Source organism: Vibrio sp. ZF57, assembly GCF_001691235.1.
In the GTDB taxonomy this organism is placed as follows: domain Bacteria; phylum Pseudomonadota; class Gammaproteobacteria; order Enterobacterales; family Vibrionaceae; genus Vibrio; species Vibrio crassostreae_C.
The window spans coordinates 26688-49727 of record NZ_MAKD01000051.1 but is presented as its reverse complement, the minus strand read 5'-3'; the positions used below and the strand labels follow the sequence as shown (position 1 = coordinate 49727).

Annotated in this window: 18 protein-coding genes; 8 read left to right on the top strand and 10 right to left on the bottom strand. The window is 44.1% G+C overall.

The window, feature by feature from the left end; genetic code table 11:
* Positions 1-104: 104 nt before the first annotated feature.
* Positions 105-554, bottom strand: a complete 450-nt coding sequence (locus A6D97_RS05530; RefSeq protein ID WP_029235137.1) for a low molecular weight protein-tyrosine-phosphatase — start codon at positions 552-554, stop codon at positions 105-107.
* Positions 555-638: 84 nt separating this feature from the next.
* Here A6D97_RS05530 and cobO point away from each other — a divergent pair, with 84 nt between their 5' ends.
* A complete protein-coding gene (cobO, locus tag A6D97_RS05525; RefSeq protein WP_017062158.1) occupies positions 639-1244 on the top strand; it encodes a cob(I)yrinic acid a,c-diamide adenosyltransferase in 606 nt (201 codons plus the stop codon).
* Between the two features lie 223 nt (positions 1245-1467).
* On the opposite strand, the gene A6D97_RS05520 is transcribed toward cobO, so the two are convergent.
* From A6D97_RS05520 to apbC, 3 genes are all read right to left on the bottom strand, one after another.
* Entirely contained in the window at positions 1468-3606 is a 2139-nt protein-coding gene (locus A6D97_RS05520) for an AsmA family protein (RefSeq protein WP_065583973.1), read from the bottom strand.
* 106 nt (positions 3607-3712) lie between these two features.
* Entirely contained in the window at positions 3713-4354 is a 642-nt protein-coding gene (gene udk / locus A6D97_RS05515; protein WP_004734002.1) for a uridine kinase, read from the bottom strand.
* Positions 4355-4630: 276 nt separating this feature from the next.
* Positions 4631-5707 (bottom strand): iron-sulfur cluster carrier protein ApbC, encoded by a 1077-nt coding sequence (apbC, locus tag A6D97_RS05510; protein WP_017063474.1) that lies wholly within the window; start codon positions 5705-5707, stop codon positions 4631-4633.
* 157 nt (positions 5708-5864) lie between these two features.
* On the opposite strand from apbC, the gene metG reads away from it, so the two are divergent.
* The gene (metG, locus tag A6D97_RS05505) at positions 5865-7925 is read left to right on the top strand and encodes a methionine--tRNA ligase (protein WP_017062160.1); all 2061 of its coding nucleotides are present in this window, start codon (positions 5865-5867) and stop codon (positions 7923-7925) included.
* A gap of 221 nt (positions 7926-8146) precedes the next feature.
* Complete coding sequence (locus A6D97_RS05500) at positions 8147-8626, top strand: DUF1456 family protein (protein ID WP_010437231.1); 480 nt, start codon at positions 8147-8149, stop codon at positions 8624-8626.
* A 194-nt stretch (positions 8627-8820) separates the two neighbouring features.
* On the opposite strand, the gene fadR is transcribed toward A6D97_RS05500, so the two are convergent.
* Positions 8821-9660: a fatty acid metabolism transcriptional regulator FadR gene (gene fadR, locus A6D97_RS05495; protein WP_017062161.1), complete on the bottom strand. Its 840-nt coding sequence runs from the start codon at positions 9658-9660 to the stop codon at positions 8821-8823.
* A gap of 640 nt (positions 9661-10300) precedes the next feature.
* On the opposite strand from fadR, the gene nhaB reads away from it, so the two are divergent.
* Together nhaB and dsbB are read left to right on the top strand one after the other, a co-directional pair.
* A complete protein-coding gene (nhaB, locus tag A6D97_RS05490) occupies positions 10301-11893 on the top strand; it encodes a Na(+)/H(+) antiporter NhaB (protein ID WP_017063473.1) in 1593 nt (530 codons plus the stop codon).
* Positions 11894-12025: 132 nt separating this feature from the next.
* Positions 12026-12550: a disulfide bond formation protein DsbB gene (gene dsbB, locus A6D97_RS05485; protein WP_017063472.1), complete on the top strand. Its 525-nt coding sequence runs from the start codon at positions 12026-12028 to the stop codon at positions 12548-12550.
* A 126-nt stretch (positions 12551-12676) separates the two neighbouring features.
* Here dsbB and A6D97_RS05480 read toward each other — a convergent pair whose 3' ends face one another.
* Complete coding sequence (locus A6D97_RS05480; protein ID WP_017063471.1) at positions 12677-13297, bottom strand: YecA family protein; 621 nt, start codon at positions 13295-13297, stop codon at positions 12677-12679.
* A 177-nt stretch (positions 13298-13474) separates the two neighbouring features.
* On the opposite strand from A6D97_RS05480, the gene dusC reads away from it, so the two are divergent.
* A complete protein-coding gene (gene dusC, locus A6D97_RS05475; RefSeq protein ID WP_017069187.1) occupies positions 13475-14431 on the top strand; it encodes a tRNA dihydrouridine(16) synthase DusC in 957 nt (318 codons plus the stop codon).
* Between the two features lie 125 nt (positions 14432-14556).
* Here dusC and A6D97_RS05470 read toward each other — a convergent pair whose 3' ends face one another.
* From A6D97_RS05470 to yfbV, 3 genes are all read right to left on the bottom strand, one after another.
* Entirely contained in the window at positions 14557-16023 is a 1467-nt protein-coding gene (locus A6D97_RS05470; protein ID WP_065583972.1) for a GGDEF domain-containing protein, read from the bottom strand.
* A 251-nt stretch (positions 16024-16274) separates the two neighbouring features.
* A complete protein-coding gene (locus A6D97_RS05465) occupies positions 16275-17240 on the bottom strand; it encodes an ABC transporter substrate-binding protein (protein ID WP_017066116.1) in 966 nt (321 codons plus the stop codon).
* Between the two features lie 302 nt (positions 17241-17542).
* On the bottom strand, positions 17543-17995 hold the full coding sequence (gene yfbV, locus A6D97_RS05460; protein WP_017062168.1) for a terminus macrodomain insulation protein YfbV: 453 nt from the start codon (positions 17993-17995) through the stop codon (positions 17543-17545).
* A 341-nt stretch (positions 17996-18336) separates the two neighbouring features.
* Between yfbV and A6D97_RS05455 the strand changes: the two genes are divergently transcribed.
* Together A6D97_RS05455 and pta are read left to right on the top strand one after the other, a co-directional pair.
* Positions 18337-19533 carry an acetate kinase gene (locus A6D97_RS05455; protein WP_017062169.1) on the top strand — a complete coding sequence of 399 codons (1197 nt, stop codon included), beginning with the start codon at positions 18337-18339 and terminating at the stop codon, positions 19531-19533.
* A gap of 147 nt (positions 19534-19680) precedes the next feature.
* Complete coding sequence (gene pta / locus A6D97_RS05450; RefSeq protein WP_017069189.1) at positions 19681-21846, top strand: phosphate acetyltransferase; 2166 nt, start codon at positions 19681-19683, stop codon at positions 21844-21846.
* An 82-nt stretch (positions 21847-21928) separates the two neighbouring features.
* On the opposite strand, the gene A6D97_RS05445 is transcribed toward pta, so the two are convergent.
* Complete coding sequence (locus A6D97_RS05445) at positions 21929-22867, bottom strand: glutathione S-transferase family protein (RefSeq protein WP_065583982.1); 939 nt, start codon at positions 22865-22867, stop codon at positions 21929-21931.
* Between the last annotated feature and the right edge of the window lie 173 nt (positions 22868-23040).

Here is a 23040-nt window from a genome sequence, read left to right as displayed (position 1 = left end):
AGCTTTAAGTTAGATTTAGAGAGGCCGACATTCAATGTCGGCCTTTTTTATACCTATCGGTCAGCCCTTACGCTGATAACAAAACGACGTACATTGTTCCTACATTACATCGAACGCAGTATCGCTTCGCTAGACTCTTCGATTAAATCCAACACCAATTCAAAACCATTTCCCTCACCATAATACGGATCGGGGATCTCTTGATATTGTGACTCTCCAAAGCTTAAAAATAACGCAAGCTTGTATTGGAAGTGAGCTGGACACTGGCTCATTAAGTCGTCTAAATTGGCTCTATCTGCCGCGAGTATCAGGTCAAATTCTTCGAAGTCATTATCAACCACTTTACGAGAAGTAATCCCCTTAAAGCTGTAGCCTCGCTTCTCTCCTGCAGATTTGGATCGCGAGTCTGGCGGGTTGCCTTGATGAAAACCAATCGTCCCCGCAGAGTCGACCACAACATCAATATCCAGCTGTTGCGCTTTCTTCCTTAGCACCGCTTCACCTGTTGGCGAGCGGCAAATATTCCCCATACAAACTACGAGTATCTTTTTCATCCCTAATCACCTGTTCTTCCGATGGTTTTTGCTATCGTTAAGTTAGGCTATGATAGACGCAATCACAACTTAAAAGGATTTGTTATGTCGACTGAAGACAACAAAGAACAACGCCACAAAGCAAGACAACAGAAAGTAAAAGAACAAGTCGATGCACGTGTCGCTGCAGCACAAGAAGTAAAAGGCCTATTGCTGGTCATCACGGGTAACGGTAAAGGTAAATCAACATCCGGTTTTGGTACGATTACACGTGCAGTTGGTCATGGTAAGAAATGCGCCGTTGCTCAGTTTGTTAAAGGTACCTGGGATAACGGCGAAAAAAACGTTCTGCAAAAGCTTGATGTCGAGTTCCAAGTCATGGGCACAGGCTTTACTTGGGAAACTCAGAACAAAGCGCAAGATATTGAAGCTGCGCAGCGTGTATGGAAAGAGTGCCAACGCATGCTGGCTGATGAGTCGATCGATGTGATTCTGTTTGATGAACTGACTTACATGGTTAGCTACGGTTACATCGAACTCGATGAAGTGGTTGAGGCGTTGAATAACCGCCCGAAGATGCAGTCTGTCATCATTACAGGTCGTGGCGCGCACCGTACTCTTACTGAGATAGCAGATACAGTATCTGAAGTTCGCAATGTGAAACACGCTTTTGAATCTGGTGTTAAAGCGCTACAAGGCGTTGACTGGTAATCACCTTCAACCAGAGATCCCCGACTCGGTCATTCTTCCCTCTCGAGGATGACGACCACTAGGCCGTTACGCTCTTGAACAAAGGACGACGGCCTATCGTCATTCCCTAGAGCGAGGGACGAGTGTCATAGGGAATCTCTCTTGAGTATTATCGAGCCAAAAATAAAAAGCGCCATTCCTACAACAGGAGTGGCGCTTTGTTCATTTTTAAATGAGATGAAGACTAGTTAAACAAACCTTTTAGTAGACCGTTTACTGCGTCTCTTGTTTTCTCATCTTTGATCTTGTCACCGTACTTTTCGTCTAACTTTTCTAAACTACGATCAATTTCTTTCTGTGCTTTCTGTTTCAATACATCATCAAAAACAAGTGCAAATTTCGGGGCGGCCCACTGACCTGTTACCTTAATTGGGATAGTCACATCTTTCAGGTCGTCGATGCTCTTACCGCCCTGACCTTCAAGTGAACCCACAATTGATGTACGCACAAGGAAGTCGACCGTTTCATTGATGAAGTTTGCTTTACCTTGACCTGTCACACGTAACAGTGGCGACTGTGCTGATAAGTCGTTAGTTGAAACCCAACCTTTATCCACTTTCAGCGTCGCTTTCATTGCACTGAAGTCCGTTTTTTGAGCTTCATTTGTGCTTTCAACTTTCTCGCCCTTGATCTTAGCGTAGTTTTCTCGAATCAGTTGAGCTACGTTGATGCCGTTAACTGCACCATCTTCAAAGTTAATCGCGATAGTACCGACTAGGTTTTTCTTGATACCCGTCGGAGTTAGACTCTTACCTTTCACGTTGACATCAATATTACCGGTACCTTCCAGCATATCGTTATCTGCAACATCAACCAGTAACGGTTGTACTTTCACGCCTTTGATTTTCTTCTTAGCCGTGTAAGTCGCTGGTGTTTTACGAGCGTCTAACTTTGCAGTAGCAGAAATAGAACCTTGGTAAAGATTCGAGGTGAATGAGGTTAGCTCTGCGATACCACGGTTAACCGAAAATGCGGTTTTAACATTCTGCATCTTCGCGTTGTTCGCCTTGAACTTATCAATCGTGATGTCACCTTTCACGTCTAACGTTTTCAGAGCCGACAGATCAGGTTCCACTTCTTTAGCTGGATCTGAACTACCAGAACTTGACGTTGAACCACCAGCAGAACCAGAAGGCGCTGTGCTCGCTGTTTCTGTTGTATTGCCTAAGCCTAAGAATTCATCTAAATCAATGTTCGGGCTATGAAGAGAGAAACGAACCTTTGGTATTTCAGATAGGATTACGTCTGCTTTACCGTCTAATGCAATAGCGTTAGCTTGTAGCTTCTCTAACACAAAGCTCAGGTGGCTCTTGTTAAGATCGAAGCTTAAGTCAGACAGCATGTCGACTTTCATTGGAGACTGAGGAAGCGTGTCGCCTTTGAATGTTGAGTCTAACGTTAACTTGTTCAGCGTTACTTTTGAAATCGCGCTATCAACAGTAAGTTCACCGCCACCTTTAAGATCAAGGTCAAGGCCAGCTGCATTACCGATTACAGCGTAAGTCAGTTGGTTTACCTTATCGAACTCAAACGTATTCAAGCCAATTTTTGCTGACTCAATCGACGTCGCTGGATCATTGAACTTAGCGTTTAAGTCGATATTACGAAGTGCGTAACTTGCAAAGCCTTCAGCTAATTTGAATTCTGCACTGCCTTGTGCAGAGAACTTCTGTTGATTGTTCTCACCAGAAGCCGCAAATGTCGCGGTTGTCCATGTATCAACGGCAAACTCAGAAAGATTCAAAGACACATCGTATAGCTTAGTGAATGAACCCGCTTGCTTGTCGTCCATTTCAAACAATGCGTTTGATACAGTTACGCCTGCAAGGTTGATCGTCCAACCCGATGCGTCTGTGGTAGTTTGCTCTTGAGGGGCAGGCGCTGATTCAGAACTTGTGCCTGCTGCAGGCTCAGATTCTTGAGGCGCTGACGCTTGCGTTAGTGCATCAATGTTCTTGCGACCATCTTTAAGCGTTTCTAAATAGAATTCTGCACCATCTAGAGTAATGTTGCCGATCTCTAGTTGGTTGCTAAATAGCGGAGTAACCGAAACGTCAACGCCAACGGTATCAACCTTAAATAGGTTAGGTTGCGTAAAACCTTCAGGGTTGCGTAATTCAGTTTGACCAAGTTCAAAGCCAATGGATGGGAAGAATTGCCAGCTGATATCACCCTCGATCACTAGCTCTAGGCCTGTGTGTTTTTGGGCTTGTTCGACAATTAATGGCTTAAATTGGTTGGGATTCACTAACAGCACTAGTGCCAGAATTGCTGCAACGACAACAAACACTGGTACAGCTATGAAAATGAGTAGTTTCTTCATCCGCATATTCCTTGCTTAGATTCCAAAAGAAAGTGGCACTATAAAAGTGCCACTGATTCGGTAAAAAATAAAGCTAAGTGAGTCACTTAGGCAAAATTTTATTCGATTAAGACTTCAACAACTTCGCAATGTGCGCTTTTAGCACATCAATCGCAATACGGTTTTTACCACCACGAGGAACGATGATGTCTGCATGTTGTTTTGAAGGCTCGATAAACTGCATGAACATTGGACGTACTGTTTCTTGGTATTGCTTAAGTACAGTGTCCATTGTACGACCACGCTCTTCTACATCACGCTTAACACGGCGTAATAGACAGATGTCTAATGGTGTATCCATAAACACACTTGCGTGCATTAGTTTACGAAGACGCGGGTCTGTTAGAAGCAGAATACCCTCTAAAATGATCACTTTCTTTGGAGTAAGTGTAGTCGTTTCAGAAGTACGTGTGTGCTCTGTGTAGCTGTATTCAGGAACTTCTACGGCGTTGCCACTCATTAGCTGCTGTAGATGTTCACATAAAAGATCATGATCTAGTGCATTTGGGTGATCGTAGTTAGTTTTAACACGCTCTTCCATACTCAAGTGGCTTTGGTCGCTGTAATAGCAATCTTCCGTGATAACACCAATTTGATGGTCGCCTACTTTTTCGCGCAATTCATTATAAATTGTACTAGCAATCAGACTTTTTCCTGAAGCTGAAGCGCCAGCGATACCTACGATGACACATTGATTATTATCAGACATTAATTTTGCACCCGATATGGTTTGGTGGTGGGAAGAGATAAACCGCCTGATTATAGGGGCTAAAGCACATAGATTCTAGTCGCCATTTTAGCTAATTGCAGTCAAATTGATGATATCAATGCATTTAATGAATGCAATCGTTTGCTTTCAAATAACTTGCCTACAACTATTTGCACAAGCCCAATGGATATTGACTTAAATCCACCGCTGTTTATCTAATCCAAACTATATTTAAACGACTTTGTGATTAACTTGCGCTATTCAACCATAGATTCGTTATTCAACCATAGAGAAGTTAATCGCTTCTGGTCTCGCCTTGCCGGTCCAGAACATCTTCGCAGCCACATTCTCTGCAAGCTCTAAGTAGTGACGTGTATGTTCACTATCTGGACGACGAATCACCGTCGGGCAACCTGCATCGATATCTTCTCGCACATCAATATGAAGAGGGATCTGTGCCAAAATATCGAGGTAAAACTCTTCTGACATAGCTTCGGCACCACCAACACCAAAGATATGCTCTTTCTCACCACAGTGACTACAAATATGATAGCTCATGTTTTCAACTAAGCCTGCGACTGGCACACTCACCTTATCAAACATCGCTACGCCTTTACGTGCATCCGCTAGCGCCAAATCTTGAGGAGTGGTCACCACTACAGCCCCGGTCACTGGGATCTGTTGCGATAACGTCAGCTGAATATCGCCCGTGCCCGGTGGCATATCAATAACTAGATAATCCAACTCTGGCCATACGGTTTCGTTAACAAGCTGACCTAAAGCCTTGGCCGCCATTGGACCGCGCCAAATCGCAGCGTCATCTTTCGACACAAGATAACCGATAGAGTGAGTGAAAATACCGTGCGCTTCGATTGGCATCATCCACTTGTTATTCTGGACTTCTGGTTTCGCATCTAATTGGCCAAGCATCATAGGTACAGAAGGACCATAGATATCCGCATCCAACAAACCCACTTTTGAACCAGACTTAGATAAAGCCAAAGCAAGGTTGACTGAAGTGGTCGATTTACCCACCCCACCCTTTGCAGATGTCACGGCGATGATGTTCTTCACCCCCTTCAATGGTGTCGCAACCGTGGTTTCTAACGCAGACGGCTTCACCTTCACTTCAAACTGAAAAGCGCTAACAAGCTGTTGTTCAATCTGAGAGTGAATCCACTGTTCCAATTCAACCGCAAGCTGATTAGCGGCAAAAGGTAAGGTGATAACAAATGATCCACGCGGATCAACCGATACAATATTTTGGTGTAGCGCCCACTCTGGGATGAGGATTGGTGACTCGAACTCATTCAACCATGAACAGAAATCTTGCTTAGAAGTAAAGTTACGCATTGGGACTCCTTTTTTTATTTATGCTATCACCCACGGGATGAAGACTGAACCCCTAAAAAACTAGGGGAATCCTTAGTCTGATACCTTGGCGTATCACACGTTATAAAGTAGTATTACCTCTCAAATTTATACCTATCAAAAAAGCGAATTATTAAGTATGGCAACTGATCCAAGACAACTTTTGGTAACTTGTGCGCTTCCGTACGCTAACGGCTCTATTCACCTTGGCCATATGCTTGAGCATATCCAAGCTGATATCTGGGTTCGATACCAGCGTCTACGTGGCAACACTGTAAACTTCATCTGTGCTGACGATGCTCACGGCACGCCAATTATGCTTAAAGCTCAACAGATGGGTATCACGCCAGAAGAGATGATCGCTGCTGTTAGTGAAGAGCACCAAAAAGACTTCGCTGGCTTTGATATCAGCTTTGATAACTACCACAGCACACACAGCGAAGAGAACCGTGAACTGGCTTCTCACATCTACTTAGAACTTAAAAAGAACGGCTTCATTTCTAGCCGCACTATTTCTCAGCTTTTCGATCCTGAGAAAGAGATGTTCCTACCAGACCGCTTCGTAAAAGGTACTTGCCCTAAGTGTAAGTCAGAAGACCAGTATGGTGATAACTGTGATAACTGTGGTGAGACATACAGCCCAACTGAGCTAATTAACCCTAAATCAGCGGTTTCTGGCGCAACTCCAGTAATGAAAGACTCTGAGCACTTCTTCTTCGACCTACCTCAGTTCGAAAGCATGCTTAAAGAGTGGACTCGTTCTGGCTCTCTACAGAATGAAACTGCAAACAAAATGCAGGAATGGTTTGAGTCTGGTCTGCAACAGTGGGATATCTCACGTGATGCACCTTACTTCGGCTTTGAAATCCCAGGCGAAAAAGACAAGTTCTTCTACGTATGGCTAGACGCACCTGTTGGCTACATGGCTTCTTTCAAGAACCTATGTGACAAACGTGACGATCTAAACTTCGATGAATACTGGAAGAAAGACAGCACAACTGAGCTTTACCACTTCATCGGTAAAGACATTGTTTACTTCCACAGCCTATTCTGGCCAGCAATGCTAGACGGCGCAGGTTTCCGTAAGCCAAACAACGTATTCGTACACGGCTACGTAACAGTGAACGGTGCGAAGATGTCTAAGTCGAAAGGCACATTCATCAAAGCAAGCACGTACCTAAACCACCTAGACCCTGAGTGTCTACGTTACTACTACGCTGCGAAACTAAACAGCCGCATCGATGACTTAGATCTTAACCTTGAAGACTTCACTCAACGTGTAAACGCTGACGTAGTAAACAAGATTGTTAACCTAGCTTCTCGTAACGCTGGCTTCATTACTAAGCGTTTTGAAGGCAAGCTAGCTGCTGAATTTGCAGAGCCTGAGCTATATAACGAATTCGTTGCTGCTGCTGAGCGTATCGGTGAGCTATACGAAACTCGTGAATTCAGCCGTGCTATCCGTGAAATCACTGCACTAGCGGATAAAGCTAACCAGTACATCGACGAAAAAGCACCTTGGGTTCTTGCAAAAGAAGAAGGCAAAGAAGCTGAGCTTCAACAAGTTTCTTCTGTAGGTATTAACCTATTCCGCGTACTGATGGCTTACCTGAAACCAGTGATGCCAGAGCTTGCAGCTCGCACTGAAGCTTTCCTAAACGAAGAGCTAACGTGGGAAGCGATTGCTACTCCGCTAACTGATCACGAGATCACTAAGTTCAAAGCGCTATTCAACCGCATTGACCCTAAGAAAGTGGAAGCAATGGTTGAGTCTTCTAAAGAAGATGCAGCCGCTGAAGCAGCAGCGAAAGAAAAAGCAGAAGCTGAAAAAGAGCAAGCAAGCCAAACTGAGCTAGACAAAGAGCCAATCGCAGACGAGATTGAGTTCGATGCCTTTGCAGCAGTAGACATGCGTATCGCTCGTATCATCTCTTGTGAAGAAGTACCAAAAGCGAACAAACTACTGAAGTTCCAACTAGACATCGGTGGTGAGACTCGCCAAGTATTCTCTGGTATCAAATCAGCATACAAACCTGAAGAGCTAGAAGGCAAGCTAACTGTAATGGTAGCAAACCTAAAACCTCGTAAGATGAAGTTTGGTATGTCTGAAGGCATGATCCTAGCAGCGGGCCCTGGCGGCAGCGACCTATGGATCCTTGAGCCACACGAAGGTGCTCAACCTGGTATGCGTGTAATGTAATTCTGGCTCCTGTCAGATAACAAGCACTCATCACTAAATCCCTAATGCATTTTTGACTTGAAAGAGTTAATCAGCATTGGGGATTTTTTATATCTACCGAAAATTAACGTTCTCTGTTAGAGTCGCCGTCAACTATGCTATGTAGAGTAGAAATTGGTTCGTCGACAAAAATAGGCTAAACCAACACCTCTTTACTCTAAAACCCTTTTTAGGAATCCCCAGTGACTAACAACGAAATCTTGCGTCGTATTCAACACGCACTAAACCTTAAAAATGCACAAATCATCAAAGCTATCGAACAAGCTGATGTGACTGTTGCTCATGACCAAGTGATTAACTGGCTAAAAGATGACAACGACAAGTCATGCTCTAAGATGAAAGATAAAGAGTTAGCGGTATTCCTAAATGGTTTCATCAACCTTAAGCGTGGCAAAAAAGAAGGCGAGCAACCTAAACCTGAAGTTGCACTGACGAACAACATGATCTTCATGAAGCTTCGTATCGCATTGAACATGAAAGCAGAAGATGTTTTGGACGTACTAGAAGTGGTTGGCATTAGCTTGAGCAAGTACGAAATCGGCGCTTACTTCCGCAAGCCAGAAAACAAAAACTACAAAGTGTGTGAAGACCAACTACTTTGCGATTTTCTAAACGGTGTGCAATTTACCAACCGTCCAGACTCAGAAGAGTTTGCGGGTTAAGTTACTACTCCTAGATAAATTTTAAGTTGCTACACATAGATAAATTACTCGTCATAGGTAAGTAACTGACCCACTGATAATTTTCTAGTAACGACAGATAAATAAAAAGCGGCGAGATAATTGAATTATCTCGCCGCTTTTTCGTTTTCTTTACGTCACTGACTAAACAGGAACAACAATAGTAAACCTATGCCTTAGCTGTCGTCTTCAGTGAAGTTCGTCGGCAATGTCGTTTTCATCTCATTCCAAACTTGTGCACTTGCGATACCGTAGTTACGAATCACTAATGGCAAAGTTTCGCGCTCGCCACTTTCACAGATAATGAACAACTCTTTATAAAAGTCCATCGCTAAACGTCGTGCTTCTGGGTTAGAGAAGTAGTAGCTACCGATACGGTCATAAAGTTTACGCACACCGTTAAAGATTAGGCCATAAATCTGGTTGCCTGAGTGGAATGCCAAACGTTGGAAAAGCATGTAATCATAGAAGTTGAAAGTCTTCGCGATTAAGATCGTCTGACGTTTCGCTTCATCTTTTTCTGAATCTTCTTTTACCGCTTGTTTGATCTTGTCAGCGTATGGCGACGATTCTAGGAACTCATCCCAAGTTGGTGCCGCAAGTAGCGCTTCACAAGATTCAATCACGTTACTGATAGTACGCTCTGAAGCTTCTTTGTTTGCTTTGAATGCATAACGCATAAAGATCGGGCTGATATTAGTACGAGCAGCAAGCAGGTCTTCTACCATTTTGCTTGCGTTATCAACGTCCAACGTCATTAGCGTATCAAGGATATGAAGACCTGAGGTTTCCATAAACTGGTTAACTTTAGTTGGTTTGCCATGTTGGATTGTCAACCAACCATCACGAGCAAGACGTTGTAGTACTTCACGAAGCGTAGTACGTGTAACACCAATCAGCTCAGAAAGCTCACGCTCTGCGGGCAAGATAGAACCTGGAGGGAAACGACCATTCCAAATACTTTCAATGATATACTTCTCTGCAAATCCTGCCGGGCTCTTCGCCTTAATGACCATCTACACTTCAATCCAATTTAATTATTCTGTTCTAATTTACTCATCATACCACTAGTTCACACCTAGCGGAAACACCCTCAAAAATTTTACTCACCCTAAACACCGTTAGAGTTATAACTCTAAAGTTCAGCACGCGTTTGCACCTCAGGTTTGTAAAGCAAGCGACTCTAAATCACCATTTAAACAAACCGTTAACACGACAATTTTTCTTTAAAATCAATGGGATTGGTCATATTTTTAAAGCTATTAATTTGCAATATTAAGTTGTAATAATCATATATAAGCCGTCGTTATTCTGTAATTTTCAATCATTTCGCTGAAATATTGATTCTAGTCGGTTTTTATCACATTTTAAGTGGTATGCTTGCGCTACTTTGATCGCGTTTCTCAACAAAAAAGAGGTATTTTTAGGGCTACAGGGCTTTTCCTGTTGACTAAATGTTATCTAAGAGTAAAGTTGCGCTCAAAAATAAGCAGTGCTTGAGTTTCTAAGGGAGTGACTTGGCAAGACCACAGAACATTACATGGAATGTAGTTTTTCTAAGTCACTGTTAGTCATAGTTTTTAACAATTTCTATAGCTCGATTCTCAAAATGTTGTATTGCTTGTCTATTCATAATCAACATAAAAGAGTATTAACATGCCGATGTCTCTCGGAAACGCTTTTATCAAGAACTTCCTTGGTAAAGCTCCTGATTGGTATAAACTTGCCATCATTTCCTTTTTAATCATCAACCCGTTTGTTTTCTTCCTAGTTGACCCATTTGTTGCGGGCTGGCTGTTGGTGGTTGAGTTTATTTTCACTCTAGCTATGGCTCTAAAGTGCTACCCTCTTCAACCGGGTGGCTTATTGGCAATTCAAGCCGTCGCCATTGGCATGACCAAACCAGAAATGGTTTATCACGAGCTACAAGCAAACCTTCCAGTATTACTCTTACTTGTATTCATGGTTGCTGGTATCTACTTCATGAAAGAACTACTTCTGTTCATTTTCACGAAGATCTTGCTTGGCATCCAATCTAAAATTTTACTCTCCGTTGCCTTCTGTGTTGCTGCCGCTTTCTTATCAGCATTCCTAGATGCACTAACAGTAATCGCCGTAGTTATTAGCGTTGCGGTCGGCTTCTACTCTATCTACCACAAAGTTGCATCGGGCAAAGGCACAACATCTGCGCACGATCATACTCATGATGAAGAGATCTCTGAGCTAACTCGTGATGACCTAGAAAACTACCGTGCTTTCCTACGCTCACTACTTATGCACGCCGGTGTTGGTACTGCACTGGGTGGCGTAATGACCATGGTAGGTGAACCACAAAACTTAGTAATTGCTAAGCAAGCGGGTTGGGAGTTCGGTGAATTTATCATCCGTATGCTGCCAGTAACACTGCCTGTTTTCTTCTGCGGTATTCTAACTTGCGCACTTGTCGAAAAATTCAAAGTGTTTGGTTACGGTGCAGAACTGCCAACGAATGTTCGCCAAATCTTAGTTGAGTTTGACAACAAAGAACGTGCAAACCGTACAAAGCAAGACGTAGCAAAACTATGGGTTCAGAGTGCAATCGCAGTTTGGCTGATTGTTGGCCTTGCGCTTCACGTCGCTGAAGTAGGTTTGATTGGCCTTTCAGTGATCATCTTGGCAACGGCATTTACTGGCGTTATCGAAGAGCACTCAATGGGTAAAGCCTTTGAAGAAGCACTGCCATTTACCGCACTTCTTGCCGTCTTTTTCGCGGTTGTTGCTGTAATCATCGACCAAGCTCTATTTAAGCCAGTAATCGATGCTGTACTTCACGTTGAAGATAAAGGCGCACAGCTCGCACTCTTCTATGTTGCCAACGGTATCTTGTCGATGGTTTCAGATAACGTATTCGTAGGTACGGTTTACATCAACGAAGTGAAAACTGCACTGGTTGAAGGCATTATCACTCGTGACCAGTTTGACCTACTTGCTGTTGCTATCAACACTGGTACTAACCTACCTTCTGTTGCTACACCAAATGGCCAAGCTGCATTCCTATTCCTATTAACATCAGCACTTGCTCCGTTAATTCGATTGTCTTACGGTCGCATGGTTATCATGGCGCTGCCATACACCATCGTATTGGCACTGGTTGGCCTAGCAAGCATTGTGTTCATCGTAGAGCCAATGACAGCATGGTTCTACGATGCTGGTTGGATCATTCAACGCACTGGTGAAGTCGTCGCTCCAGTTATCTCTGGTGGTCACTAAGCTAAACACTGTGTCGCAAACCACAATAACTATAACTAACTAATCAAAAATATTAGTTGATTAGGAAACTTATCCAAGATAAAAAGCTCTGAGTAATCAGGGCTTTTTTATTTTATAGACGGGATTAAATTCGTGAACTTTTTTGCAATGCTTAAAGACTTCTCTAAGGGACGTTTATCTTGGCTTTTACTGCTGGCTTTTATTGTCTTTTTTGAGGCATGCGCTCTCTTCTTCCAACACGTGATGATGCTTGGCCCTTGCGTAATGTGTATCTATGAGCGCGTTGCTATGCTCGCTATCGGTGTTGCCGCCATGATTGGTGCGATTGCCCCGAATAACCCAATATCACGCTGGTTAGGCCTTGCTAGCTGGGGATTTGGCGCATACAAAGGTTTGATGCTTGCTTTAGAGCACGTCGATTACCAGTTCAATCCGTCCCCTTTCGCAACCTGCGACTTATTCGTAACCTTCCCTAGCTGGGCGCCTTTAAACCAATGGGCTCCGTGGATGTTTGAGGCTTACGGCGATTGCAGCAAGGTTGTGTGGCAGTTCTTCGATCTTTCTATGCCTCAGTGGCTAGTAATTATCTTTGCAGGTAACTTGGTTGCTTTCGGTTTTGTGGTTATTTCTCAATTCGTTAAATCAAAGAATGACTAACAATTAACTCATCATGTCCAGAAACGAAAAAGTCGACCCAAAGGTCGACTTTTTTATTACTTAAAACTTTTTATCACTTAAGAAAGTCTGTTACTCACTCAAGCTAAGTTGCTCAACAAGCCGTGACTAGCTGTTTTTACCGCAGCATTGTTTAAACTTCTTGCCGCTTTCACAAGGGCAAAGGTCGTTTCGACCAATGTCTTTAAACGGGTTCACGCTCTGGGACTTATTGCCCAACATAGCTTCATCCGCTGCCATTGCCACTTCTGAGATCATCAGATCGACTTGACCCACTAAATCGGCAAGCGATGGTGGGTTAGTAAGCCCTGCAGCGATCATTTGTTGTTGAGTTTGCTCTTCATCAATCGCAAGCATCAAGGTGGTTAAGAGCGCTTGCAACATGCGCAGAGTACCATCCGCGACTGTCACGCTCTGCCACTGCTCTTCCACTGTTGGCCAAACCATCATGAAGCCTTCAGAAAAATCAGCGAACTGTTCGTTAAAGTCACCTTCAGCCAGTACGTCTGTTAATAGGTATTCATTACGCTGAATCAGGTTGTGCTGGCGATTAATCTGTTCTGTCACCGTTTTTACCAGCTCTTTACCCGCTTCAGGCGCAACGATAACCAGCCACTCTTCTGGATCGAGTGGTTTGGTAGCCAAGTTAGAGGCAAGGATTGCACCTTCCATAAACTGCGGAGTAATGTCTGTGATTGATTCTGGTAGGCTTAATAATTGATATGTCATGAAAGCTCTGGATATTGGGCATTTTCGATATTATAACGCCATCCTCCCCAAGATGTCGCTATTAAGAGACGAAACCAACATTAAGACAGGCAAACCACACTCATAGTGACAATCCTGTAAGCACACCGTACAATCACGCCTCGAATTTTTCGGTTCACTCAGTTTCGGTAAAGCAGCATGCGCGTAATACTTGGCCCTATGGAGGGCGTTCTAGACCACCTAATGCGTGAAATTCTCACAGAGATTAATGATTACGATCTCTGTGTGACAGAGTTTGTGCGCGTCGTGGATCAACTTCTTCCCCCGCATGTGTTCCACCGTATTTGCCCTGAGCTACATCAAGGCTCTCAGACCATGGCTGGTGTGCCAATCCATCTCCAGCTTTTAGGTCAACACCCAAATTGGATGGCCGAGAATGCTTTTCAAGCTGCTAGCTTAGGCGCTAAAGGGATTGACCTTAATTTTGGTTGCCCAGCAAAGGCGGTCAACAAAAGTAATGGTGGTGCGTCACTGCTAAAAGAACCAGAGCTCATCTATCAAGTGGTGAACGCCTGTCGAGAAGCAGTACCTGCACACATTCCTGTGTCCGCAAAGATTCGATTAGGTTGGGAGCATCCGGAAGAGTGCTTTGAAATCGTCGATGCCATCGAGCAAGCCAAAGCTGACGAACTCACCGTGCATGCAAGAACCAAAGTTGGCGGCTATAAAGCCAGCGAAATCAAATGGGACTTCATCAATCAAATAAGAGAAAAAACGTCTCTGCCGTTGATTGCTAATGGTGAGATCTGGAACTATCAAGATGGTCAAGATTGCATAGAAGCAACAGGCGTCGATTCATTGATGGTCTGCCGTGGTGCTTTCAATATTCCAAACCTTGGCAACGTCGTTAAGCACAACCACCAAAAAATGCCGTGGGATAAAGTCATTGAACTTTTGCTGCGCTATTCAGAGTTTCAAATCAAAGGGGACAAAGGCATGTACTACCCCAATAGAGTGAAGCAGTGGTTTGTTTATCTAAGTAAAGGCTACCCTGAAGCAAACGAACTGTTTAAAGAAATTCGTACTTTCAAGAAGGCGCCGCCGATTGTAGAACGCCTTCAGCGTTATCAAGAAGAACGCCGCCAACCTGTTTAAGATTAGATTAGGGCTAAGCCCCTAACGATACAAACGTGTTTACGGGTGCAAATAAGCTTCGCTTGGTAGACACGTTGGCTCTTCCCTCTTTCATTTTCATACAAAGCATCGATTCAATAACGTGGTTAAAATTTAAGACGGTCTTTGCCCGTCGTCTTAGCCACGTACAGCTTTTCATCGGCGTACTTAAATATCTCATCGAAGTTAAGTTTACTTTGCTCAGTTTCAACAATGCAGACACCGCCAGACACCGTAAACCCATTTGGAATAATGTCGGCTGAAGTGGTACAAATCGCATTCTTCACGCGCTCTAATGTTCTCATCAGAGTTTCACAATCTTCGCCTTTCATGTAAACGACAAACTCTTCACCGCCAAACCGTGCTGCAACGTCACTGCTTCGAATACTGTTGCTGATCTGACGCGACATATAACGGATCACATCGTCACCCTTATCGTGGCCGTAGGTGTCGTTAATTGACTTGAAATCATCGATATCGAAGACGGTTAAAGCAAACAGTTGATCGTGCTCTACGCTGCGCCAGAACGCTTCTAAGCCACGACGATTCAATAACCCTGTCATAGGGTCTTTGGCTGCGAGATCTTTGAAGTAGCCACGTTCAATATTGGAATTAACGTAGAAAAAGATAGTTACAGAGAACAGATACACAATGATGGCAACAATAAGGCTGTCTTTCTCATAGACGAAAAAGTGCTCAACCTCTTTCGCGATGTCTAATTCGTAATACATCGCATGGTGAGACGAGACACCATCCAGTTTGATCTCGTGATAAAAAGCCGCAGAATCTACCGGAGTCGCTAAAGTGGTATCAATGATATCGATCCGACCTGCAAGGTGCTCATTCGAGTTTGCGAGCAGCTTGTCAGCATTAATATCCACCGACAGCATCCCTTGGTGAACACCTTTATGGAATACAGGGATCGTCATACTGATTATACGGTCAAGGGAATCAAAACGATAACCAGGACCTGAAAGGGTGAGTTGGTCAGGGTTGTTGGCTGTTTTCTGCCAATAAGGACGACTTTTTATGGTTGAAAGTAATTCCTTACTCAGTTTCTTAGCAAACCCTTCAGGCGACGAGATCACATAGCCGCTCGTATCAATAAAGTGCACGCCGGCATGGTATTCATCAAGCTGGGATAAAAATGAAAGAATAGGAGCTAACGCTATTTTTTCTGACGCGCTCTTATAACTGTCACTGGTTTCGGAACAAAGGGACTCTTCACCGACCAACATATAGTCGATATCGACAGAAGGGATGTCTGAGGTTTTACCATCAGCGAGAAGTAACACGTCGATCGGCCAAATTTGGCAAAGGCCATCCACAACTTGTTTGTTGTGATCAAGAAAGAGAGGGTTTCCTGATTTGTAGTAATTTGAGAAGCTGTAATCTAGGGCTGTCACCACTTTTGTGGTTCTTTTGAACACATCTTCAATACGATGAAACTCACTACTGATATCTTTTTCTACCGCGTCAAAATGATTCTTTCCTATTAGGCCAAGTAACATCGCGGCGATCACAGCGGGAAACCCGAAGACAAAGGTTAGGCTAAAGTGCCTATTTACTTTCATATAATGTGCTCTTAGCGTTCAGCTATTTTCATTTTCCCCATTAATATTATTACATTAATCGGCAATTCGCTCGACGTAAAATAATGTAAATTGATATTAACGACACACCTAACGGTCAAATAACCGCTTACAAATGAATAAAATAGAGAAGCGCCAACATATAGAGCAGGTGAGTTTGTTATCTGAGCCCATTTCAATGCTGTTAATAATATGACTTATGGCCTATTAGCTCACCTAACACCAAACTCAATTCACCGGCTAATGACCGCACGCTCAATCACAGATTGAGGCACTGTCACGCCAAGCTCACGAGCAGCATCTAGGTTGACCACCAGCTGAGAACTCTGCGCAGTTTTGACACTCAACTTCCCGGGCTTCTGTCCTTCCAGAATGGCTGCGACATAATCCGCGGTCTGAACCCCAACATCATAATAATCTAGACCTAAACCAGCAATCGCTCCCTTTCCGACATAAGATGTGGCGCCTGCGACGACTGGCGTATCTGCATGGTTAGCCGCTTTGATAAGACCCTCCATGCCGCTTGCAACCGTATTATCGGTCAAGGCATAGATAACATCGGACTTCTTAGCAATGGATTCTGCTTTTGCTTCGACATCGTCAACAGTCAGCGCTTTTTCGGTGTGAAGTGTATAACCGAAATCTCGAGTTGCCTTTCTCAATAACCCAACTAACGCAACGGCATTTGCTTCTGCTGGGTTGTAAACTACACCGATTGAATTAGCTTCAGGGAGCAGTTCTTTGATTAATGACACATGCTGAGTGATCGGAGATAAGTCAGAAAGCCCCGTGACATTACGCCCCGGCTTTTCTAATTGTTTAACCAGCCTAGCGCCGATAGGATCCGTAACCGCGGTAAACACGATAGGAATCGAGCGAGTCGCCGACACTAAGGCTTGTGAAGTCGGTGTCGCGATACCAACAAGTACATGTGGATTTTCACTGACGAGCTCTCTGGCAATCTTGGCTGCCTGAGCCGGGTTACCATTCGCCATTTCATAGGAGAATTCTAAGTTCTTACCGGGTTCATAACCATTGGCTCTCAATCCTTCAAGAAGCCCTAAACGTGTCGCATTCAGATCTGGATGGTCAACAACTTGTGAAACCGACACTTTGGCAACGTTTGCCATTACATTGCCAGTCCATAGCAACATCAAGCAACTTAAAACCGCTGCCAATACCTTTCTTACAGAACTCATTATCGCTCCCTGAATCAAGCTCTACCCGTCATTACTCGCTCAAAGAGAACAACATCAAAATCACTATTGACATTATTACCAGTAACCATTGATAACTTGAAGTGATATTTAACAAAAATACAACAAGGCTCGAGTTATGTGAGAAAGGTTATATTGACTTCGGAGGAAGGTAAGAAACCAAGTGAATAAGGACAGGTAAGCTAAACGGAAAGTAAGCGAGGTAACAAAAAGAGGAGCAAATCTGAGAACAAGCTATAGAAGATGAATAGTTGTTCTCAGACAAGAGGGAGAGCTGGGATTCTTTAGAACCAACGCTCCATTGAGGATTTATCTAACTGACGAAAGGCACGATTTAAAATGATTGCCAATTCTTTATAGCGAGGGCGCGGCTTCATAGGCTCTAACGCAAAACCCGTTTCAGTGATCTTTTCATGCAGTTCGCGGTACCACGATACTAGCGCCGGCGGAAGTTGTGTATTTGAGCGATTGCCCAACCACCACATACCTTGAAGCGGCAAGCTGATCGCAAACAAAGCCATAACCACAGCCTGTGGCATCGCTTGGTAATTATTAAAGACCATTTGTGTAAGAACACTGATAGCTGCAATCGCAGGCATCACTTTCACGCCAAAGCGGGTCGCTTTAATAATGCGTTGTTCTGGGAAGATCGCGTTTAACTCTTTTCGGACGGGCCAGAGATCCATGTACTTTTGGCCATCTTTTAAACTACTAGCTAAACCAACTCTATTGCTCATATGAGTCTCCCATTAAAAAAAAGTTGAAATCATCAACTAAAAACACAAAAATTTGACGAAAAATAATATTCTTTCAAATTTTTTTGTTATATTTGCACAATATCGCTATTATTTGCAGACCTCAATCTCATTGTTGCCCTTATTTACAATTTAAGCAACTTTGAGAAGACTTCTGCAAGGAATGCACAAGCCTCTTTTTGATAAAGAGCGCTTTCACTTTATACGGAAATTAACGTTTTTTTGACCAAGGTTAGTACGCAAGCCTATGTGCTTCGACTATTCTTGAGATTAATTTTCATCCTTAACTGATTTCGATCAGAAAAATAAACAGGTAGTCATTAATGTCTAAGCTAGTTTTAGTTTTAAACTGTGGTAGTTCTTCTCTTAAATTCGCTGTTGTTGATGCAGAAACAGGTGCAGAGCACCTAACTGGTCTTGCTGAGTGTCTAGGTCTTCCAGAAGCTCGTATGAAGTGGAAACTTGATGGCAAGCATGAAGCACAACTAGGCGCGGGCGCAGCTCACGTAGAAGCACTATCTTTCATGGTAGAAACTATTCTTGCTTCTAAGCCTGAGCTTAAAGCTAACCTTGGCGCTATCGGTCACCGTATCGTACACGGTGGCGAGCAGTTCACTTCTTCTGCACTTATCACTGATGAAGTTCTTAAGGGTATTCAAGACGCTGCGACTTTCGCACCTCTTCACAACCCTGCTCACCTTATCGGTATCGAAGCGGCTCAACAGAACTTCCCTGGTCTACAAAACGTTGCTGTTTTTGACACTGCGTTCCACCAAACAATGCCTTCTGAGTCTTACCTATACGCTCTACCGTACAACCTGTACAAAGAGCACGGCATCCGTCGTTACGGCATGCACGGTACTTCTCACCTATTCATCACTCGTGAAGTTGCAGGCCTACTAAACAAGCCAGTTGAAGAAGTTAACATCATCAACTGTCACCTAGGTAACGGCGCTTCTGTATGTGCAATCAAGAACGGTAAATCTGTAGACACTTCTATGGGTCTTACTCCTCTTGAAGGTCTTGTAATGGGTACTCGTTGTGGTGACCTAGACCCTGCAATCATCTTCCACCTACACGACGCACTTGGTTACTCTGTTGAAGAAATCAACAACATGCTAACTAAAGAGTCTGGTCTTGCTGGTCTAACTGAAGTGACTTCTGACTGTCGTTTCGTTGAAGACAACTACGGTGAGAAAGAAGAAGCAACTCGTGCAATGGACGTGTTCTGTCACCGTCTAGCTAAGTACGTAGCTGGTTACACTGCAACTCTAGAAGGTCGTCTAGACGCAATCACTTTCACTGGCGGCATCGGCGAGAACTCAGGCCCAATCCGTGAAATGGTTCTTAACCGCCTAGGCATCTTCGGTATCGAAGTTGACGGTGAAGCTAACCTTAAAGCTCGTTTCGGCGGCGAAGGTACTATCACTACAGCTAACAGCCGTATCCCTGCAATGGTTATCTCTACTAACGAAGAGCTAGTAATTGCTGAAGACACTGCGAAACTAGCAGGTCTTTAATTGATTTTCCTGACTAGCTTCATTCGAAGCTAGTCAGTTTTTCATATCAAGAAAATGGGGCTCAACTTCTATTCCTACCCCAATTTAAATATCGGTGGGAATAGCAGTTGAGCTTTTTTTATTTCCAATAGTCAAAGGTGTTCGTCAATGTCACGTACTATTATGCTTATCCCTACAAGCGCTGGTGTTGGTCTTACTAGTGTTAGCATGGGTGTTCTTCGCGCTATGGAGCGTAAGGGCGTAAGTGTTTCTTTCTACAAGCCAATCGCTCAGCCTCGCAGCGGTGGTAACCAACCAGATCTAACGTCTACTATCATCAGCGCAAACAGCGACATTAAGATTGGTGAGCCAATCGCAATGACTAAAGCTGAAGCTTTGATCGGTAGCGAAAAAATGGACGAGCTTCTTGAGTCTGTTGTTGAGCAATACAACAAGATCAACAAAGACGCAGAAGTTACGCTAATCGAAGGTCTAGTACCTACTCGTAAGCACCCATTTGCTAACCAAGTGAACGCGGAAATCGCAAAAACACTTGGCGCGGAGATCGTATTCGTTGCGACTCCTGGTACTGACAACCCTACGCAGCTTAAAGAGCGTATAGAAGTAGCATGTTCTAACTTCGGCGGTACTAAGAACAAAAACATCAAAGGCGTAATCATCAACAAGCTTAACGCTCCTGTTGATGAGGCTGGCCGTACTCGCCCTGACCTATCTGAAATCTTTGATGATGCAGACAGCGCTCAGCAAGCGAACCTTGAAGTAATGCAAATCTTCAACTCTAGCCCTATCCGTGTTCTTGGCTGCGTGCCATGGAGCATCGATCTAATCGCAACTCGTGCGGTTGATATGGCTAAGCACCTTAACGCTGAAATCGTTAACGAAGGTGAAATCTCAACTCGTCGTATTAAGAGCATCACTTTCTGTGCACGTTCTCTACCGCACATGATTGAGCACTTCAAACCAGGCTCACTGCTAGTAACTTCTGCAGACCGTCCTGACGTTATCGTTGCTGCGGCTCTTGCTGCGAAAAACGGTGTTGAGATTGGCGCAATCCTGCTTACTGGCGGTTACGACATTCCAGAAAGCATTGCTAACCTTTGTGCACCAGCATTCGCTTCAGGTCTACCGATCTTCAAGGCTCAAGGTAACACTTGGCAGACATCTCTAAACCTACAGAGCTTCAACCTAGAAGTTCCTGCAGACGATAAAGAGCGTATCGAGTTCGTTAACGATCACGTTGCAAGCCACATTGATGGCCCTTGGATTGATTCTCTATCTGAAGGTACTCAAGGCATCCGTCGTCTAAGCCCACCAGCATTCCGTTACCAGCTAACTGAATTTGCTCGTAAAGCGGCTAAGCGCATCGTTCTTCCTGAAGGAGATGAGCCACGTACAGTTAAAGCTGCGGCTATCTGTGCTGAGCGCGGTATCGCAACGTGTGTACTTCTAGGTAACCCTGAAGAAATCCGTCGCGTTGCAGCGCAGCAAGGTGTTGAGCTTGGCGCTGGCGTTGAGATCATCGATTCTGCATCAGTTCGCGAAAACTACGTAGCTCGTCTAGTAGAACTTCGTGGCGCTAAAGGTATGACTGAAGTTGTTGCTCGTGAGAAGCTAGAAGATTCAGTATTCCTAGGTACTATGATGCTTGAAGCTGGCGAAGTTGACGGCCTAGTTTCTGGTGCTGTTCACACAACGGCGAACACTATCGTTCCTCCGTTCCAGATCATCAAGACTGCTCCTGATGCTTCTATCGTATCTTCGATCTTCTTCATGCTTCTGCCTGATCAAGTTCTTGTATACGGTGACTGTGCGATCAACCCAGATCCAACAGCTGAACAGCTTGCTGAAATCGCTATCCAATCTGCAGATTCTGCTGCGGCATTCGGTATCGACCCACGCGTTGCTATGATCTCTTACTCTACTGGTGAATCTGGTAAGGGTGCAGACGTAGATAAAGTACGTGAAGCAACGAAACTTGCTCAAGAGAAGCGTCCTGATCTAGTGATCGACGGTCCTCTACAGTACGATGCAGCAATCATGGAAAACGTAGCCGCTTCTAAAGCGCCTAACTCTCCAGTTGCAGGTAAAGCGACAGTATTCGTATTCCCAGACTTAAACACGGGTAACACGACTTACAAAGCTGTACAGCGTTCAGCAGATCTAGTATCTATCGGTCCAATGCTTCAAGGTATGCGCAAGCCAGTAAATGACTTGTCTCGTGGCGCTCTAGTAGACGATATCGTTTACACAGTAGCTCTAACGGCTATCCAAGCAGACCAAGCTGCACAAGCTGAAGAAAAAGTAATTAACTAATTTTTCTTTTGTAAAAAGCAAAAACCCTAGATGTTTATCTAGGGTTTTTTTATGTCTGGAGTAAAGGAACTACTTGGTAAGCCTAGCCTCGACCATGTGGTGATTCTAAGTCTAGCTCTGGTCCTTTGGGTACAACTTGAGTCGGATTGATACCAGTGTGGCTGTAGTAGTAGTGGCGCTTGATGTGGTAGAAATCCGTCGTCTCTTTAATACCCTCTATTTGATAGAGCTCTTTTAGATAACCTTGGATATGTTTGTAATCCGCAATTCGTTGCTTGTTACACTTGAAGTGACCCACATACACAGCATCGAATCGAACCAAGGTCGTGAACAACCGCCAATCCGCTTCAGTAATCTGCTCTCCCGCTAAATAACGTTTCTCACTAAGATGCGCATCCACTTTATCTAACGCTTCAAATAACGCTTCATACGCCTCTTCGTAGGCTTCTTGTGTTGTCGCAAAGCCGGTTCGGTATACGCCGTTGTTGATGTTTGGGTAGATATAATCATTCCACTCATCAATCTTCTTGGACAACTCCCACGGGTAGTAATCATCGGTGTTACCCGTTAGCTCGTTAAACTCTGAGTTAAACATGCGAATGATTTCAGACGACTCGTTACTCACAATGGTGTTGGTTTTCTTATCCCACAGCACAGGTACCGTAACTCTACCCGAGTAGTCAGGCTTGGCTTGAGTGTAGATTTGGTGCATGCGGGTATGGCCAAATAGAGGTTCAGGTAACCCCATTTGCCAACCTTCACTCATCATGTCTGGGCAAACAACCGTCACGTCAATGTGATCGGTTAGGTCTTTCAGCTCACGGAAGATAAGGGTTCGGTGCGCCCAAGGGCAAGCTAACGATACGTATAAGTGATAACGGCCGCTTTCCGGCTCAAACTGCGCGCCCGGTTTGTTCTCTATCCAGTGACGAAAGCCCGCATCTTCACGAACAAACTTACCACCGCTTTCTTTGGTGTCGTACCACACATCGTGCCAAACACCTTCAACTAACTTACCCATATCCAAACCTCTGTCATCGAAACTTTTCTCTAGTATAAAAAAAGCCAACTTTTTCAAAACTAGAAGAAGTTGGCTTAGTTGTTCGAATATTTTGATGAAGCTTGTTGAGCGAACCAATAAGCCTAAGACAAAAAAAGCGCGACTCTAATAACTAGTCGCGCTTAAGCCTGTCA

Coding starts and splice junctions, on each gene's coding strand:
- A6D97_RS05530 (WP_029235137.1), bottom strand. CDS start 554: ATGAAAAAGATACTCGTAGTTTGTATGGGGAATATTTGCCGCTCGCCA.
- cobO (WP_017062158.1), top strand. CDS start 639: ATGTCGACTGAAGACAACAAAGAACAACGCCACAAAGCAAGACAACAG.
- A6D97_RS05520 (WP_065583973.1), bottom strand. CDS start 3,606: ATGAAGAAACTACTCATTTTCATAGCTGTACCAGTGTTTGTTGTCGTT.
- udk (WP_004734002.1), bottom strand. CDS start 4,354: ATGTCTGATAATAATCAATGTGTCATCGTAGGTATCGCTGGCGCTTCA.
- apbC (WP_017063474.1), bottom strand. CDS start 5,707: ATGCGTAACTTTACTTCTAAGCAAGATTTCTGTTCATGGTTGAATGAG.
- metG (WP_017062160.1), top strand. CDS start 5,865: ATGGCAACTGATCCAAGACAACTTTTGGTAACTTGTGCGCTTCCGTAC.
- fadR (WP_017062161.1), bottom strand. CDS start 9,660: ATGGTCATTAAGGCGAAGAGCCCGGCAGGATTTGCAGAGAAGTATATC.
- nhaB (WP_017063473.1), top strand. CDS start 10,301: ATGCCGATGTCTCTCGGAAACGCTTTTATCAAGAACTTCCTTGGTAAA.
- A6D97_RS05480 (WP_017063471.1), bottom strand. CDS start 13,297: ATGACATATCAATTATTAAGCCTACCAGAATCAATCACAGACATTACT.
- dusC (WP_017069187.1), top strand. CDS start 13,475: ATGCGCGTAATACTTGGCCCTATGGAGGGCGTTCTAGACCACCTAATG.
- A6D97_RS05470 (WP_065583972.1), bottom strand. CDS start 16,023: ATGAAAGTAAATAGGCACTTTAGCCTAACCTTTGTCTTCGGGTTTCCC.
- A6D97_RS05465 (WP_017066116.1), bottom strand. CDS start 17,240: ATGAGTTCTGTAAGAAAGGTATTGGCAGCGGTTTTAAGTTGCTTGATG.
- yfbV (WP_017062168.1), bottom strand. CDS start 17,995: ATGAGCAATAGAGTTGGTTTAGCTAGTAGTTTAAAAGATGGCCAAAAG.
- A6D97_RS05455 (WP_017062169.1), top strand. CDS start 18,337: ATGTCTAAGCTAGTTTTAGTTTTAAACTGTGGTAGTTCTTCTCTTAAA.
- pta (WP_017069189.1), top strand. CDS start 19,681: ATGTCACGTACTATTATGCTTATCCCTACAAGCGCTGGTGTTGGTCTT.
- A6D97_RS05445 (WP_065583982.1), bottom strand. CDS start 22,867: ATGGGTAAGTTAGTTGAAGGTGTTTGGCACGATGTGTGGTACGACACC.